This is a genomic window from Humibacillus xanthopallidus (assembly GCF_044793955.1).
In the GTDB taxonomy this organism is placed as follows: domain Bacteria; phylum Actinomycetota; class Actinomycetes; order Actinomycetales; family Dermatophilaceae; genus Humibacillus; species Humibacillus xanthopallidus_C.
Genome location: NZ_CP084995.1, coordinates 1,247,646 through 1,264,075 on the forward strand (window position 1 = coordinate 1,247,646; position 16,430 = coordinate 1,264,075).

The 16,430-nt window shown below is 69.6% G+C and carries 15 protein-coding genes and 1 tRNA gene; 8 read left to right on the forward strand and 8 right to left on the reverse strand.

The features are described 5' to 3' along the window. Window positions 1–496: 496 nt before the first annotated feature. Window positions 497–1,327 carry a hypothetical protein gene (locus LG278_RS05685; protein WP_404391797.1) on the reverse strand — a complete coding sequence of 277 codons (831 nt, stop codon included), beginning with the start codon at window positions 1,325–1,327 and terminating at the stop codon, window positions 497–499. 246 nt (window positions 1,328–1,573) lie between these two features. Here LG278_RS05685 and LG278_RS05690 point away from each other — a divergent pair, with 246 nt between their 5' ends. Both LG278_RS05690 and LG278_RS05695 read left to right on the forward strand, forming a co-directional pair. Next, window positions 1,574–2,332, forward strand: a complete 759-nt coding sequence (locus LG278_RS05690; protein WP_404391799.1) for a carboxypeptidase regulatory-like domain-containing protein — start codon at window positions 1,574–1,576, stop codon at window positions 2,330–2,332. 202 nt (window positions 2,333–2,534) lie between these two features. After that, window positions 2,535–2,873 (forward strand): ANTAR domain-containing protein, encoded by a 339-nt coding sequence (locus LG278_RS05695; protein WP_404391801.1) that lies wholly within the window; start codon window positions 2,535–2,537, stop codon window positions 2,871–2,873. 293 nt (window positions 2,874–3,166) lie between these two features. Here LG278_RS05695 and LG278_RS05700 read toward each other — a convergent pair whose 3' ends face one another. Further along, complete coding sequence (locus LG278_RS05700; RefSeq protein ID WP_404391803.1) at window positions 3,167–3,385, reverse strand: hypothetical protein; 219 nt, start codon at window positions 3,383–3,385, stop codon at window positions 3,167–3,169. 142 nt (window positions 3,386–3,527) lie between these two features. Continuing rightward, window positions 3,528–3,737 carry a hypothetical protein gene (locus LG278_RS05705; RefSeq protein WP_404391805.1) on the reverse strand — a complete coding sequence of 70 codons (210 nt, stop codon included), beginning with the start codon at window positions 3,735–3,737 and terminating at the stop codon, window positions 3,528–3,530. A gap of 586 nt (window positions 3,738–4,323) precedes the next feature. Between LG278_RS05705 and LG278_RS05710 the strand changes: the two genes are divergently transcribed. Together LG278_RS05710 and LG278_RS05715 are read left to right on the forward strand one after the other, a co-directional pair. Then, window positions 4,324–4,608 (forward strand): hypothetical protein, encoded by a 285-nt coding sequence (locus LG278_RS05710; RefSeq protein ID WP_404391807.1) that lies wholly within the window; start codon window positions 4,324–4,326, stop codon window positions 4,606–4,608. Between the two features lie 368 nt (window positions 4,609–4,976). Continuing rightward, window positions 4,977–5,672, forward strand: coding sequence for a GPP34 family phosphoprotein (locus LG278_RS05715; protein WP_404391809.1), 696 nt, complete (start codon window positions 4,977–4,979; stop codon window positions 5,670–5,672). 363 nt (window positions 5,673–6,035) lie between these two features. Here LG278_RS05715 and LG278_RS05720 read toward each other — a convergent pair whose 3' ends face one another. Then, entirely contained in the window at window positions 6,036–6,410 is a 375-nt protein-coding gene (locus LG278_RS05720) for a PH domain-containing protein (protein ID WP_404391810.1), read from the reverse strand. A gap of 707 nt (window positions 6,411–7,117) precedes the next feature. On the opposite strand from LG278_RS05720, the gene LG278_RS05725 reads away from it, so the two are divergent. Further along, window positions 7,118–7,609, forward strand: coding sequence for a tyrosine-type recombinase/integrase (locus LG278_RS05725; protein ID WP_404391812.1), 492 nt, complete (start codon window positions 7,118–7,120; stop codon window positions 7,607–7,609). A 38-nt stretch (window positions 7,610–7,647) separates the two neighbouring features. Here the strand turns inward: LG278_RS05725 and LG278_RS05730 are convergent. Beyond that, window positions 7,648–7,723: transfer RNA gene (locus tag LG278_RS05730), tRNA-Arg, on the reverse strand. A 234-nt stretch (window positions 7,724–7,957) separates the two neighbouring features. Here LG278_RS05730 and LG278_RS05735 point away from each other — a divergent pair. The 3 genes from LG278_RS05735 to LG278_RS05745 all read left to right on the forward strand — a co-directional run bounded on the left by LG278_RS05735 (window position 7,958) and on the right by LG278_RS05745 (window position 14,030). Then, complete coding sequence (locus LG278_RS05735; RefSeq protein ID WP_404391814.1) at window positions 7,958–9,232, forward strand: hypothetical protein; 1,275 nt, start codon at window positions 7,958–7,960, stop codon at window positions 9,230–9,232. An 81-nt stretch (window positions 9,233–9,313) separates the two neighbouring features. Further along, complete coding sequence (locus tag LG278_RS05740; protein ID WP_404391816.1) at window positions 9,314–13,462, forward strand: AAA domain-containing protein; 4,149 nt, start codon at window positions 9,314–9,316, stop codon at window positions 13,460–13,462. A gap of 148 nt (window positions 13,463–13,610) precedes the next feature. Next, complete coding sequence (locus LG278_RS05745) at window positions 13,611–14,030, forward strand: tetratricopeptide repeat protein (protein WP_404391818.1); 420 nt, start codon at window positions 13,611–13,613, stop codon at window positions 14,028–14,030. Window positions 14,031–14,219: 189 nt separating this feature from the next. Here the strand turns inward: LG278_RS05745 and mscL are convergent, their stop codons facing one another. From mscL to LG278_RS05760, 3 genes are all read right to left on the reverse strand, one after another. Continuing rightward, on the reverse strand, window positions 14,220–14,603 hold the full coding sequence (mscL, locus tag LG278_RS05750) for a large conductance mechanosensitive channel protein MscL (RefSeq protein WP_404391820.1): 384 nt from the start codon (window positions 14,601–14,603) through the stop codon (window positions 14,220–14,222). A gap of 127 nt (window positions 14,604–14,730) precedes the next feature. Next, window positions 14,731–15,477: an SAF domain-containing protein gene (locus LG278_RS05755; protein WP_404391822.1), complete on the reverse strand. Its 747-nt coding sequence runs from the start codon at window positions 15,475–15,477 to the stop codon at window positions 14,731–14,733. 33 nt (window positions 15,478–15,510) lie between these two features. Further along, a complete protein-coding gene (locus LG278_RS05760; RefSeq protein ID WP_404391824.1) occupies window positions 15,511–16,407 on the reverse strand; it encodes an S-methyl-5'-thioadenosine phosphorylase in 897 nt (298 codons plus the stop codon). Between the last annotated feature and the right edge of the window lie 23 nt (window positions 16,408–16,430).

Sequence of the window (16,430 nt, forward strand, 5' to 3'; positions counted from 1 at the left end):
TCATGGACTGCTTCACGCATCTCGTCGAGCCGCGTTCCAGCGCCGCAGCGCAGGGATGCATCACCGTGGCAGAGTTGGCCCACGATCACCACGATTCCAGCACGGGGAGGTCCCGTCAGGGCGTGTGAGCCGGACGAGAGTGCCCTGCGGAATCACATTGTGCCCGCCTTCGGGAAGCTGCCGATCTCGTCGCTCTCCCCGTTCCAGCTCGAACGGTTCCTGCCGACCTCGCGGTTTCGCGTGCGGTCCGCACCGTCCCCGACCGGGCGGCTCTGGCACGGCTGAATCGCGCCCTCGGGCACAACACGGTAAGGACCGAACCCGACAGGCTGAGGCGGGGGGACGGGGCCCCGACAATGGTGCCTGAACTGGGCAAACGCATCGGTGCCTCCGGCAGGATTCGAACCTGCGACACCCCACGGCAGCGACACATCGTGGATCCCAGCACCAGGATCTCGGACGTCCGACCAGAGGTCGCCAGGGGGTGACGGGACTGTCACTGGTCGTCGAGGTTGGCCAGGATCTCCCGGTAGCGGGCGGTGCCTAGCTCTGAGGGCTCGCCCTTGTGGCAGAAGGCGAGTCCGGCGAGTCTGCGGTGGACGCGTTCGACCACGATCTGGTCGTTCACCAGTTTGGCCTGCAGGACGGTGACGGCCTCGCAGAACCGGGGGTCGCGCCTGGCTTGGTCGTAGTGGGAGAGGACGTGCACGTAGCTGAACAGGTTGTAGCTGGCGAAGGGGTACTCGACCTGGAGGAACAGGGTGCCGATGCCGAAGTGGCACGGTCCGAGGGGTGCCCGGGTGACCCAGTGGCGCAGGAGGACCTCGACGGCGTCGGTCGGGGCGGACTCAGTCCTCCCAGCGAGGCGGAAAGCATCCAGGGCCGCCAGCGTCGGTCCGGGGTTGGAGAACTCGGTCTCTGGGCCTCGGCCGAAGCTGAACTTCTTACAGCGCCAGCCGCCGTCGTCGTGCAGCGTTGCCGCCAGATGCTCGAACGTCCGCAGCAGGCGGTCATCGGAGGCGTAGCCCAGTCGACACAGGACTCGGGCGGCGTAGATCGTGTGGCACGGGTAGATCGCGCCCGAGGGTGACAGCCTGAAGCGGCCGTCCTCTCGCCAGGAGTCCAGGAGGAGCGTGGCGGCTCCCTGCAGCGCATCCTCGGAGGGGTCCACGCCAAGCTCGGTCAGCAGGGCTGGTGCCTCGAGCGTCGAGAACGGTCCGCCCTTGCTCAGACGGCCGTCGGAGGTGGCCCAGAAGTCAGCGCCGTTGCCTCGTCGGGTGGCCAGGATGGCGTCGACGTCGGCCTGGTAGTGCGGTGCTGCTGCCATCAGGGCCGCGCTTCTTCCGCCCAACGTGCTCGTGGTGCCCATCGAAGCACCGATGAGCAGCGGGCGCGACCGAGCCCGTCTTGATCGGTGTCAGCTCTGCCAAGCGTCGTCGGGAGTGAGTCGGTCCGGAGATGAGGACGTTCGGCACTTACCGGGCCATCCACCCCAGTCGAGGCTGGTGGTGAGGGGAGAACCTCGATCGCACATGAGCTCCTCAAAGGAGAGGTCATGAAACTAGGAAGATGGATGGCATCGGTCGCGGCGGCTCTGTTGAGCCTGGGGGCGTTGGCCGCACCCGTGATGGCGGCGGACGCGGTCACCGGGCAAATCGTCTACGAGGCCACACCGGCGGTCTTCGACTACGTCACCGATCCGGTCACTGGCGAGACCACCACCATCGTGGTGACACCGCCGGTCTATCAGCCGGTGTTGGCGACGGTGGTCGCGTACGGCCCGGGGCAAGGTGGGGCTCCAGCCAAGCAGGTGGCTTCGGTCCCGACGGACCCGAACGGGACGTTCAGCATCGCGGGCCTGACCCAGAACGTGTACCTCCAGGTGCTGCCGGTGTCCTCCGACTGGCAGCCGGGCTGGCTGTGGGTCGAGTACATGTCCGATGACCCGTTGTTCGCCAGCTACCTGCAACGCAGTGCCCCGCCGGTCTTCGACGTGACGCCGTCGATGGACCTCGGCAAGATCCAGCTGCAGACCGCTCTGGCCAACGGTCGCGTGGTCGATCTCGTCACAGGGCAGCCCATCGCAGGTGCCACGGTGCGGTACGACCCCGTCGAGGGCGGACGCAAGGCCTTCTCGACGACGACCGACGCCACCGGCATGTACACGTTCGCGGGGCTGGACTACGAGGAGTACTCGATCCGGGTCAGCGCCCGCAAGTACATCGGCGGCTACCTCGGTGCCGAGAACCTGCTCTATGCCAGTTTCGGTGAGGCTGCGACCTGGCCCGGCGGACCGTTGCCGGGTGACGTCATCAAGATGGCGCGGCGGTGAGGCCGTCCTCGTGTGGCGAGGCGTGGGCGCTGGCGTCAACCAGCGCCCATGCTCTACGCAGCGGCCGAGCGAGATCACGGTGCGCAAGCACGGCCGGAACGCGGGACCGATCGCGTCTTCTCCTCGCGCTCCGCCGTGGCTAGGGTGTGTGGCGATTGATCACAAAGCTGGCCTTCAGCCCGACCGTTGCAGGAGCGGCACGATGACGACCACCCCACACCCCACGCAGGAGCCCAGGCGTGCCGCCGCGACCGCAGCTGCTGAACCTGTCGCGGCCAACGCTCTGACGGAGACTGAGAAGTTCATCTTGGAGATGCTGGAACGCCTGGACGCCGCCGATGCGAAGGCAGAGCACCTCCAGCTCGCCTTGCACCACAGCCGGGACATCGGAGCCGCGGTCGGGATCCTGATGTCGCAACACAAGATGCAGCAGGCCGAAGCGTTCGAACTGCTCCGGGAAACCAGCCAGGACCAGAACCGCAAGCTGTACGAGTTGGCGATGGACGTGGTCAACACCGGCGAGCTCCCCTCGCGCCACTGAACCGAAGAGGTCAAGCGGTAACGACCTGACCGCCGCGGCCGACGAACGGGTCGAAGGGCACTGCCTCGACCCCCGAGGGCGTGGTGCCCTTCCCTCTGGCGTCTCCTCTGATCAGATGACGAGGAGGGCGTCGCTGCTGAGCCCCTGGGCTGGACCAAGACGACGCCAACACTCTCGTCGAATGTTCGCAGTGCGGCATCGGTCACCCACACCGGGCCATCGGCGGCCTCTCGCCTGAGCCGGTCCGCCCAGGCACCACGGGCGCACCAGACAGCTGGCCTTTCGCAGGGCTGTCAGATTCTTGTGGAGTCTGGGGCCGCGTCATCGAGAAGCTGCGCTCTCGTGACGTGCAGGCCGTGCGCCAACAGGCTGCTGAGGACGAGCACGAACTCCTGACTGTCGTGCACCTTCACGGCGAGGACACTGGCGGGTCCGTTGCGCTCCACGACCTCGCAATACGGCCACAGGTCAACGCAGTCCACGTCACCCAGCACCACCACCTCGGCCCTCACGGGCACCATCTGGTGGACGAGCCACTCGAGCGTTCCCCGTAGGGTCTGAGGCCGCCGGCAGAGCCAGCAAAGTGCGTCGCATGGCGTCGCGGTGCCCGTCCGCCGAGCGTGGCGTCGAGGTCTGTCACCACCGGGGCCGCCATCAGTCAGGCAGCTGACGCAGATAGACCATGGTGAGGCCGTAGGCGGGGAAGCGGTTGACCAGCGCGTGCAGGTGCGCCCGGTCCATAAACGACCCGTAGAGCACGCTGCCCCCGGTGCCCGCCGCCCTCGACTCCGTCAGCTCAGGGAAAGCCGCCGCCACCACGGGCGGCAGCCGCTCGGCGAGCCGGAACTCATACCGCACAGCCACCTCTGGGGTCCTTCATCGGGGAGCCTCTCGTATCGGCGTCGTCCCCCGAGCCATGTGTTGCTTACCCGCAGTCGAGAGGTTGGGCACGCATCGGCGAACGGGCGATGGCGGTAGATCGTCACCAACAGGAACACGTCCCTCGAGCGTCAGTCGCAAGAGCGAAGCTTCCCGCGCCAGCACTGCCGACTCGTGCCATCGGGGTACGTCATTCAGGATTGAGGTCGAGGGCCCCGAGGATCTCGCGGGCGGCTTGGGTGTGGGGGTCTTCGGTGAGGTGGTCGTGGCCGGCGATGCTGACGTTGACCTGGTGCGGCGGCCGTGGCGGCCGACAGCGCATTGCCAGAAGTCCGTCAGCCACCCGATTCACCCCGCGAAGGGGACTGGGCACAGTGGCAGACATCCCGCCTCGACGGGGGCCAAGCCTCGAGTCAGAGGACCCTCGCCCTCACTTGCTGGCGCGGGGTCTTCCACCTCGAGACAGCGGGACTTTCGGCACTGGGCGCTGCGTCAACCGGGGGCTTGGCTGAGGCATGGGGATAGGCCCCACCGAGTCGAGCCACCGACCCGCCCCGAGGAGGAAGACATCATGAGTACATCAGTCCAAAACCAAGGTGCCACACGCGTTACACCGACACACGGAACCGGATTCGCGACAACCAGTCTGGTTCTGGGGATCCTCGCGCTGCTATTCAGCTTCATCCCCCTGGTGAACGTTGTGACGTTCCCTCTCGCAGTCATCGCGCTGGTTCTCGGTGGGATCGCCATGACGAAGCAGTACCAAGGACATGGCATGGCCATCACCGGGGTGGTGACTTCTGTCCTTTCACTCGGCGTCGTCATCACCATGCTCACGGTGATTGCCAGCTCGTGAGCTCATCTGTGAAGCGCGGAGCGGGCGGGGGCACCATGCAGAAGACGCCGGACTCGGTCGACATCACCTAGCGGATGTTCCGACAGCTTCTCAGGTGGCTGCGCTACCCGTTCACGGCGCAAACGTCGAAGCGGTGCCTAGCGAAATGACCGTGCCAAACACCGAGGGTGGCATGTGGCGCTACGGATATCCGGAGCCCAGGTCGTGTGCCTGCCGCCGGAAGGCTCAGGCACCCACCTGACGATCGAGGATCGCACCGTCAGGGGCCGCGCGATCCCGGTGCTCGCCCCCTCTCGCAGCGCGGATCGAGACGGCGATGGTGCGGATGCACCAGCCGATGGACGCAGAGACTAAGGAGCTCCTCGAACATGACCACTTCCCTCGTACTGTCTCTCCCGGCAGAGCTGCTCCTTCTCGTCCTCGACGACGATGGCAACCTCCGAGTCGACTCCACCAAACGCAAGGCGGCGGTGGCCGGTGCCGCCGTGCTGCAGCTCGTCCTCGACGGTGTCCTTGACCTCGAGCCCGGGGAACCCGGGCGCGCCCGTCTGGTCGCACGACCCGGCGCGGCGACGCTGCAGTCGGCGGTGCTGGAGCAAGCAAAGGAGCGGGCCGTGGGCCACACTCCCAAGGACGCAGTCGCCCGCATCGGCGGAGCATCCGACTGGAAGGGCAGGGCCAAGGACATCCAAGAGTCCGTGCTAAACGAGCTGGCCGCCGCGGGTGTGCTAGATCGCTTCCAGCACAGGCACCTGGGCCTGTTCACGTCCACGTCCTGGCCACTTCGCCGACCAGAGGTGCGCTCCGACATTCAGGCCCGGATCGACACCGCTCTCGACGGTGGCCCGCCTGACGCCCAAGCGGCCGCCCTGGTCGAAATCCTGAACGCCATCGACCTGCTGCCCAAGCTCTTCCCCCGGCGGGACAAGAAGGCGATGCGGCGTGTAGCCGAGCAGATCGGTGAACTGGGCTGGGCGGGAGAGGCGGTCGCGCAGGCGATCAGTCAGGTCCAGGCTGCGGTGATCGCCTCCGTCGTCGTCTCCACCACTGCCGCCAACAGCTGACGTTCAGTGCTCTGAAGCCCGGGGTTGCGGTCGCCCATCCACCAGGTGAAGGGCCGTGGATCGTGGAAGCAAAGCGCATCGCGTCGCAGCTGCTGGTCGCTGAAAATTCGGGTCTTGTCCGACGGCACCATGCAGATGCGGAATAGGACCACAACGGCGACGCGTAGCGCTCACGCGCTACTTCACTCGAACGCGCGTCGACAGCCGGAAGGGCGCTTCTCGGATCCGGGCGCGCATGCGTCGCAAGCGACATCCGTGCCAGAGGGCTGGGTGGCCACCTGTCGGTGCCTTCCCGTGTCTGGTCGAAAACTCAGGGCACAGCCGCCCCGGCGCAGAACTTACCGCGCGTCGGCTCCCACAGAGTCACAAGACGTGGTGAGCGACAAGCTTGTTCAGGTGGGCCACATCCGTCTTGCCGCTGAACTCGAACTTCACCTTGCCCAGGCCGGAAAACCACAGTTCGAGCTCGGCGTCGAGGTCGAACGTGCCCGCAGACTCGACCGAGAAGGCCTGGATCTTGGCCATAGGCAGAGAAGTGAAGTCCTTCTTCTTACCAGTAATGCCTTGGACGTTGACTGCGATGATCCGCTTGCTCGTGAACACCACGTAGTCGCGCATGCCCTTGTAGGCGACGAACGCCTGCTCCCCGTCGGTCAGCAAGGGGTTGATCTGCGCGGCCACCTGGCCGTAGTCGATCTGGCTGAGTTTCAGGTAGCTGGCGTTCTGAAAATCGATCATGGGCGAACCCTAGGCAGGACGCTCACAGGGACAGCCGTGGGGTGTCGTTCCGTCGGTCACGAGACCAGGTACCGCATCCACCGAGGAGCCCATGCATATCAAGGGGCCTCTGTAGCGTCGTCGGCGGCGTGGAACCCGAACCCGGGGGCAAGCCCGGCGAGGGCGTCGAGGACGGTCTCCGTCTGAACGCCCCCCTTCCAGGGTGCCTGCCACGCTGCGGAACCTCTCGTGCGGCACCCTCTGGGCGATCAGCTGAGCGTCCACGCCAGCGCGAGCAAGCGCATGGATCATGGCGAGGATGGCGCGTCTCTTCCGCAGCGGTTCGGTCTGCCCACCCGGGTACTCGACGACGTACTGGGTCCAGTCAGCTGACGACGTGCCAACAGTGCGACCCGCCCGCGCTTGGATCTCCCTGCGTAGCAGCCGGACCATCAGCTCCCTCGCCTCGGGGAGCGGGATGACCTGCTGTACGTCCAGCAGCGCCTGCCCTCGTGCCGGTACGGCGAAAGACGGACGCACCGGATGTCGGTCGAGTGGAACTCGTTGAGCCATAGGACGGTCGTGGTGATCTCCTGGCTGAAGTCCGCGGAGGCAAGGATGATCCCGACCTCCCGAGACACAACCGGCTCATCGTCCTCGACCTCATCGAGCCACTCGAGCAGCTCCGCTCGGGCCTCGTCCCGGTCGTTGTCGCCCTTCCCGGACTGATGCCGGAGCGCTTGATCGTCGAAGCGACGGTGACAGAGGTGAACGGTCAGCTGGTATGGACGACGCCCAAGGATCACCAGCGCAGGACGGTCCCAGTCCCGGTCTTGCTGCAGGAACTTCTCGAGGCGGCCATCTACGGGAGAGCCCCTGACGACCTACTCTTCCCGGCCACCCGGGGCGGTGTCCTCAGGGTTCGGGCGGCACGCCGCGGCTGGTTCGACTCGGCGGCCAAGTCGCCAGGTGTCGAGGGCCTCAACCCGAGCGAGTTGCGCCACACGGCGGCGAGCCTTGCGGTCCATGCCGGTGCTCACGTGTTGGCCGTGCAGCGGATGCTAGGACACGAGAAGGCGAGCATGACGCTCGATGTCTACTCGGACCTGTTCGACGGCGACTTGGACCTCGTGGCTGAACGTCTGCAGGTGGTCCGCTCTCAAGGTTCTGCGGACTTTTTGCGGACTAGGGCTGCAGGAGACGCACTTCGGCTCGCCTAGCTTGGCATCGGAAACCCCATTTGAACTGCGCAAACACGTGGTGCCCCCGGCAGGATTCGAACCTGCGACACCCGCTTTAGGAGAGCGGTGCTCTATCCCCTGAGCTACGAGGGCGGGGTCTGGCTGCGACCGTCGCTCTGGCTCGTGCCGCGACCTTCGTCGCGACGCGGGCCGTCGGGTCCGCCAACGGTGACAGGGTAGTGGACCCTGCCGCGCGATCCGAACGCTGGCTCGACCAGTCGACCGCTCTCGCCGTCCACCACAGCCGCCGCCTCACCGACTCCGAGGACGGCGCGCCTGTGCCTCCCTAGACTCGCAGCATCATGAGCCCTCACCGAGGAGGCAGTCGTGGCCCGCGTCGGAGCGTTCGAGCAGGACCAGTCGGGTGGGCTCGTCTGGATTCCTCAGGGCAAGACCTTCGGCTTCGACGACCTCGTCTTCTACCGCGGCAAGGGCGAGGTGCCCTTCGAGGAGGTCGCCCCCCGGATCGACCTGATTCTCACCGGTCCGCACGCGACCGCTGCGATCCCTCGCGAGCTCGAGCCCCTCCTCGAGCCGGGGCTCACGCAGCGCCTGCAGCACGACTTCTCCGACATGACGACGAGCGACCTGTGCAAGCGCTGGGTCGAGGTCGACGAGCGCGCCGTCTACGTCGAGTTCCCGCACCACCGCATCCTCTTCGACCCCAACCGCGACTGGCCGGCCGACCCGGAGGCCGGCCTCCGCGAGTTCTTCGCCCGCCGGGATGCCCAGGCCCGCGGCGAGAACGTCTCCTTCAACGGCGTCGACTCCATCCGGCCCGTCTCGTTCAGCGGGGTGCCCTTCCTGCGTCGACCCGAGAGCGACGCGGAGTGGAGCGCCCTGATGGGCGTCATCACCGCCCTCGGTGAGCGGGGCGCCAAGCCCTATGCCCGGGTCCGCGACGACGTCATCGCGCAGGTGTTCGAGGCCAAGTGCGCTCACCTCCACGGCCTCGACCTCGACCACGCCACGGTCGCGGACTTCAACAGTGCGCGCATGCTCCACGTCCAGTGCGTCCACGACACGATGAACGCCACGGTCGGCCCCGACGGCGCCGTCAGCCACGACAAGCCCAGGGCCGACTGGCTGCCACGCATCGTCTCGCTCGGCAACCGGGGCGACGAGCGAGGCGAGCCTCGGCCCTCAGCCGACGGCGGCCTGCTCCCGCTCGTCGACGTGCCGATCATCGACGCGGCGCAGTTCCGCAGCCTCCAGCAGGCTCTCGCGTTCGCGTTCGAGGTGCCCCACGAGCAGCTCGACGACGCCCTCGCGCTCAACTCGCCCTACCTCGGGGCGTTCGAGTGCCAGCAGATCGGCCGCCTGCTGCGCACCCTCGAGCCGCAGGGCATCGTGCGGCACAAGAGCCAGGAGAGGGTCCTCTCCATCCGCACCGGCGCCTACCAGGCCGAGTTCCTCCGCGAGACCCTCATGGGACCGACGAACGTCGACCACGTGCGCCAGCCCGGCACCGACTGGCCCGAGACCGACCACGACCACGACGTCGATCTGACGCGAAGGCTCACGACGGCATACGACATCCTCAGGCGCTGGGACTACGACGTGCCGCCCACGAAGGCCTACGCGCCGCCGCGCTTCCGCTGAGCGGAAGCAGCCGGAGGGGCGCTGGCGCACTTCCGGCTGTCGGTGACCGAGAGCCACCGTGTCATTCGTTAGCCTGCAGGGATGACGGACGCCCCACGGAACGACCCTGCCCTCCCGGCCGCGTCGACCTCGGGCGACCCGCGGGCCGACCGCGTCGCCGCGGCGGTCAAGACGTGGCAGCGCACCCTCGTCGACCTCGGCGGCCGCAACACGCTCCTCTGGTATCGCGACCTCCCCTCCGGCACCCTCGACCTGACGACCGCCCACCCCGGTGGCGTCTCCAAGCTGCTCGCGGGGCACGGCACCCGCCTCTCCGAGCTCGTCCGCGAGCCCGTGGCGCTCGAGGAGGCCCGTCGCCGGGCGCGCGCGATCCGGGCCAAGGCCCTCGAGCTCAAGGAGGAGCGCGGCATCGCGGCCGGCTTCCTCGCCATCGGCATGGCCACATGGTCAGTGCCGCGCGCCGCTCGGCCACCGGCTGCTCCGGTCCTCTTGCGGGCCTGCGTGCTGCGCGCCGTCGGCGCCGCCCAGGACGACTTCGAGATCGACCTCGGGCCCGAGGTCGAGTTCAACCCCGTGCTGCGCGAATACCTCCGCTCCGAGCAGGGCATCGAGATCGACGGGGACGCGCTCGCCGACCTCGCCGACGTCGGCAACGCCTTCGACCCCTATCCCGCGTATGCCGCTCTCGGCCACGAGTGCGCCCGCGTCGCAGACTTCGGCATCGCTCCACGACTCGTGCTGGGCACCTTCTCCTACGCGAAGCTTCCGATGGTGGCCGACCTTGCCCTGCAAGGCAATTCGCTCGCCGACCACGACGTCGTCGCTGCCCTCGCGGGCGACGAGCAGGCGCTCGCCGCGGTGAGGCTGCGGCTGCCCGACAGCGACCCTGACCCCGACCCGGAGCACGAGCACCTCGTGCTCGACGCGGACTCCTCACAGCAGGCAGCCATCGAGGCCGTACGCGCCGGGGCCCATCTCGTCGTCAAGGGACCTCCCGGCACGGGCAAGTCCCAGACCATCGCCAACCTCATCTGCACCCTCGCGGCCGAGGGCAAGTCGGTGCTCTTCGTCGCCGAGAAGCGCGCCGCCATCGACGCCGTGCTCCACCGCCTCGACCGGCTCGGGCTCGGCGACCTCGTGCTCGACGCCTACGACGGCCCCACCAACAAGCACGCGACGGCCCAGCAGTTCGCCAAGACCCTCACCGCGGCGCTCGAGCACGACCCGACGCTGGCCGACGACGCGATCGCGACCCTGCGCGAGCGCCGGGCCCGCCTGCAGCGCCACGTCGAGGCGCTGCACCGCAAGCGCGAGCCCTGGGGCGTCACGGCCAACGAGGTGCAACAGGCTCTCGTCGAGCTCGGCAGCCGCCGCCCCGCGCCGCTGTCGCACGTGCGCCTGACGAGCAGCGACCTGGCCAGGCTGAGCCGCACCCGCATCACCGAGCTGGCCCGGCGGCTGCGCGACGGCGTCGGCCTCGGCGCATGGACGCGCGCCGACGACGACCCGTGGTTCGGCGCCCGCATCCTCACGCAGGACGACGCCATGCGCGCCCTCGACATCACGAGCCGCCGCAGCACGGGCGGGCTCGAGGCGCTCGGAGCCCAGCTCAACCAGATCCTCGCCGAGTCGCGTGTGCCAGAGGCCAACTCCGTCGACGACTGGTCGTCGGCCCTCGGCACGATGTCGACGGTGCGGCAGACCCTCGAGGTCTTCCGGCCCGAGGTCTTCGACACCCCGCTCGACGACTACATCGCCGCTACGGGGTCGAGTGACTGGCGCCGGTCGCGCGACATCGACATGGGCTGGCTCGACCGGTGGCGCATCCGGCGCCAGACCAAGCGCCTCCTGCGACCGGGCCGCCCCCCGGCCAACTTGCACGCCGAGCTCGTCGCGGCGAGCGAGCAGCGGCAGAGCTGGTTTGCCCTCGTCGGCGGCGGTGGCCGACCCGAGATCTCCCCGCGCCTCGACGAAGGCCTCGCCGTGCTGTCCGGCCTCGAGGAGGACCTCGCCTGGCTCGACGCCCGCCTGCGACCCGGCCGCGACGGCCTGCGCCTCGCGGCCCTCCCGCTCGGAGACCTGCGCGCCCGGCTCGCCGACCTCGCGAGCCGTCCCGAGCGCATCTCGATCCTGCCGCAGGTGACTGCCACCCTCGACGAGCTGCGCAGCGTCGGGCTGGGTGACCTCGTCGAGGACCTCGCCCGCCGCGGCATCGGCACCGACCAGGTGATCCCGGAGGTCGAGCACGTCTGGTGGGCCTCGCTCGCCAAGGAGATCACGGTGAGCGACCCGGCCTACGGGGCGCACGACGGGGCGGGCCTGCGTCGCGACGTCGCCGAGTTCGCCGAGGCCGACCGGGCGCACCTCACGGCGACCGTCGCGCGCGTGCGAGCAGCGGTCGCGCGCAACGTGAGGGAGGTCCTCGCCGACCACCCGGCGCAGGAGGCACTGGTGCGCGCCGAGGGCGGCAAGTCGAGGCGGCACAAGGCGCTTCGCGATCTCATGCCCCAGGCATCGGCCGCGCTCACCGCGATCAAGCCGTGCTGGGCGATGAGCCCGCTGGTCGTCGCATCGACGCTCCCGCCCGGCAAGTGGTTCGACGTCGTCATCTTCGACGAGGCCTCGCAGGTGCAGCCGGCCCAGGCCATCTCGGCGATCAGCCGGGCCCGGCAGGTCGTCGTCGCCGGCGACGAGCGACAGCTGCCGCCGACGAACTTCTTCACCGTCGTGTCCGACGACGAGGGCGCAGCCAGCGCGACACCCGCCGACGAGACCCTGACCGACGGCTTCGAGTCGGTGCTCGACGTGCTCTCCGCCGCGCTGCCCACCCGCGACCTCACGTGGCACTACCGCAGCCGCGACGAACGCCTCATCGCCTTCGCCAACGCGCAGATGTATGACGGCCGGCTCACGACCTTCCCCGGCACCGCCATCGACTCCGCCGTCGTCTTCGAGCCGGTCGACGGACAGGCCGTCGTGCAGGCCGGCGTCGACACCATCGAGACGACCGACGGCGAGGTGGCGCGAGTCGTCGAGCTCGTGCTGGAGCACGCCCGCACCCGTCCGAACGAGTCGCTCGGCGTCATCGCCCTCGGCATCAGGCACGCCACCCGGCTCGACGAGGCCGTGACCAACGCCCTGCGCGACGCTCCCGAGCTGGCGGCCTTCTTCGCCGACGACCGCGACGAGCGCTTCTTCGTCAAGAACCTCGAGCGCGTGCAAGGTGACGAGCGCGACGCCATCATCCTGTCCATCGGCTACGGCAAGACGCCCCACGGCCGGGTGCTGCACCGCTTCGGGCCGCTCAACATCGAGGGCGGGGAGCGGCGGCTCAACGTCGCCATCACCCGCGCCCGCTCGCGCATGACGGTCGTCTCCGCACTGCGGGCGACCGACCTCGATCCGACCCGGCTCAAGGCCCGCGGGGCGCTTATGCTGCGCGACTTCCTTGCCTATGCCGAGGCCGGTGGCGGCCGCGGCGACGAGGACACCCTCTTCGCCAACGCGCCGACCACGACCGACCCGCTCCGCAGCGACCTCGCTGCGCGGCTGCGCCGCGAGGGCCTCACTGTCCACGAGGACTTCGGCACCGCCAACCACCGGATCGACCTCGTCGTCGAGGACCCCTACCACCGCGGGCGCGGGCTGCTCGCCGTCGAGACCGACGGGCCGCGGTATGCCGCCTTGCACAGCACGCGTGACCGTGACCGTCTGCGCCCCGACCAGCTCATGCGGCTGGGTTGGCTGCACGAGCGCGCCTGGACCACCGACCTCTTCCGCGACCCGGCCCGCGAGATCGCCCGCATCGTGACGATCGTCAAGGCGATCCAGCCCCCTGCACCGCAGCCGCCAGACGACACCGTCACACCGGGCGAGGACGAGGGCGCGGCAGACGCGGAGGTCGATGCCGGCGCCGACACGACCGGAGCCGCCGCCAGCGATGGGGGAGGAGGCGACGATGGGTCGGCGACTTCCGGCGCAGACAGCGCTCCCGCCGCCGGCGCCGCCAAGGCGAAGCGCAAGCGTCGCCGCGTCTTCCGCAAGGGCACCGGTGCCGCTGCCGAGCCGGACGGCGACGGGACGGGCGCGTCGGGTGCAGTCCCGTCCGAGCCGGGCCCGGCGCTCGGCCGCAGCAGCGACGAGCTCGACCTCGGCTGGGGCGAGCGACCCACCGGCTCCGGTGTCGGGGACACCTGGCTCCAGGAGCAGCGCCCCCCGCACTACGAGTGACCACGCCCCGAAGCCGACTCCGCCCCGCCGTGATTCAAGGTGACGCCGGGACCGACGTGGGGTGCAGGATCACCTCGAATCGCGGGAGGGTGGGTGAGGCTCGGCGCGGGTGTGGAATGTGGTGGACCGCGCCGACGTTGTGGGGCGCATGAACACGACGACGCCCTTCTCCCTGCGGCTCTCGCTCGCCCAGGGTCTCTTCGACCGCGGTGACTTCCGCGAGGCCGCGCTCGCGCTGGCCGAGCTCGTCGAGGAGATCGAGGGTGCCGCCGCGAGGGAGACCACGCCCACGTTCGACGACGGGGTGCTGCACGGCACAGACGACCTGCGGCTGCTGCTCGCTCGGGCCTACTACCACTCGGCCCAGCTCGGCCGTGCGGAGGTGACTCTGGCCCGGATCACGACCGAGTCGCCCACCGACGCCTACGCCCACCTGCTGCTGGGCCGCACCCTGCAGCGGGCGGGTCGGCACGCCGAGGCCGCGCGCCCCCTGGCGCTCGCCGAGATCCTCGGCGACTACGAGCGTCCTCAGGTCTACGGCGCCACGACCCGCTCCGAGGCCGTCTGACGGTCCGACGGTCCGACGGTCCAACGGACTGACGACCCTCCAGCGCTGGCCACTCGACGGTCGGCTGGCACGGCGAGTGGCGTGTGATTGCGCGGCCGCTCGAGGGTGGGGGCCGGAGACGACGAAGGGGCAGGAGCCGGGTGGCTCCTGCCCCTTCGGGGTGCGGCATGCGGGCCGCGACGACGTCGCTCAGCGAGAGCGCAGCGAGTCGCGGATCTCCGTGAGGAGGAGCACCTCGGGTGACGGGGACTCCTGCTCCGGCTCCCTGCCCTGGGCGAGGCGTTCGAGCAGCTTGTTCACCGGCAGGACGATGATGAAGTAGACGGCGGCCGCGATGATGAGGAAGTTGAAGAGCGCATCGAGGATGAGCCCGAGCGAGAACTGGGCGTTGTTGAGCGTGAAGTTGCCGACCTGGGTGAGGTCGGGCTTGCCGAAGATGGCGGCGATGACCGGCGTGATGAGGCCCTTGACGACGGCGTTGACGACGGCGGTGAAGGCTGCGCCGAGCACGACGGCGACCGCGAGGTCGATGACGTTGCCGCGCATCACAAAGTCCTTGAAACCCTTGAGCATGAAGGTGATCCCTTTCTGTGCGTCCCCCGGAGGGGTCCCTGGGGACCGCGACGGTGCGCGGCCTGGTGACCTCGGCCCGGCGGCGGTGCCGGGGCTTGGCTCGACCCGGTGTGCGGGCGACCCGAGCCTAGCGTGACAAACCGGTCGGTGGCCGCACGGCGACGACCAGTCCCTGGCCGCCGTCGAGGCCGCTGAGGCTGCGCGCCACCGTCGCGGCGGCGGCGGCGTCGAGCGCGACCGTCAGCTGCGGCGAGGACCCGCCGCCGAGCACCGACGCCGACTCCGCGGGTCGACGCACCGCGAGCACGACCACGTCGGTGGCGGCGGCATCACCCGAGCCCGTCGCATAGAGGTCCACACGCGTGCCGGGGCGGGTCGCCTCCCCGACGTCGAGCACCGGCACCGACATGGCGACCGACCCGGCGGGCTGCCCTGCCAACAGGGCCGCACCGACGAGCCGCTCGGACGTCACGATGTCGCGGCTCGACAGCGCCGTCGCCGTCGTGCGACCGACGACGTCGGCGTATGCCGAGAGGCCGGTCTCGGGGACCGTGCTCACCGGGCGCCCGGCCAGCTCGACGTCGGCGCGCGTGACCACCGCGCCCGCAGGCAGGTCGCGCACGGCCACGACGACCTCGCGGCCACCGGCCTGGGTGGCACGAGGCGCCACGGCCGCGAGCGTCACCGCAGCTGCCGCCGCTGCGATCAGGGCAGCCGCCCACCGCCGCCACCGGGCCCGGCGGGCCAGGCGTTGACGGGTGTTGAGCGAGCGTCGCCCGGCCGGGCCGGAGGTCGGTGCGCCCGGCCCGTGGTCGGCTCCCGGTCCCGTGACTGCGGGTCGCGTGCGCGCGGGTCTCGTGAGTGCGGGTCGCATGGATCGGGCCGCTCGGTCGCGAGGTCGGGTCGGTCAGGGCAGGGTGATCGGCAGGTCGATGCCGTCGAGGCTGCGCCGGCACGGGCAGGTGGCCTCGGCGTCGTCCTCGTGCGCGGGCAGTTGACCGATCGCGTCGCGCAGCAGCGCCTTGAGGTGCTCGACGTTGTCGGCAAAGACGCGCAGCACCTCCTCGTGCGTCACCGCCTCGCCGCCCTCGACACCGGCGTCGAGGTCGGTGACCATCGCGATCGTCGTGAAGCAGAGGGCGAGCTCACGGGCGATGGACGCCTCGGGCATGGCCGTCATGCCGACGATGTGCCACCCCGCCTGCTGGTGCATGAGGGACTCGGCGCGGGAGGAGAAGCGCGGCCCGTTGACGACGACGAGCGTGCCGTCGCTGACCACCGCGAGCGGAGAGAGGCGAGCCGCATCCACCGCGACCTGCCGGCCGTTGGGGCAGTAGGGCTCGGCGAACGACACGTGGACGACGGGACCTTCGGCCTCGTAGACCGTCTGCGACCGGCCCCACGTGCGGTCGACGACCTGGTCGGGGACGACGATCGTGCCGGGGCCGTAGTCGGGGCGCAGCGAGCCGACCGCACACGGTGAGAGCACCTGTCGCACCCCCAGCGAGCGCAGCGCCCAGAGGTTGGCGCGGTAGTTGACCCGGTGCGGGGCGAAACGGTGGTCGCTGCCGTGCCGGGCGATGAAGGCGACCATGCGCCCCTCGACCTCGCCGACGACGATAGGGTCGCTCGGGGGCCCGAAGGGGGTCTCGACCGCGACGGTCTCGTAGGTCTTGAGGAAGTCGTAGAGGCCCGACCCGCCGATGACGCCGATCTCGGCGCGCGGCCCCGCGGGCGACCGGGTGGGCGAGGGTGCGGACGGGACGGGGGAGCCGGAGGTCTCGAGGTCGGCGAACGTCGTCATGCGGGAAGCCTAGGACGCCAGGG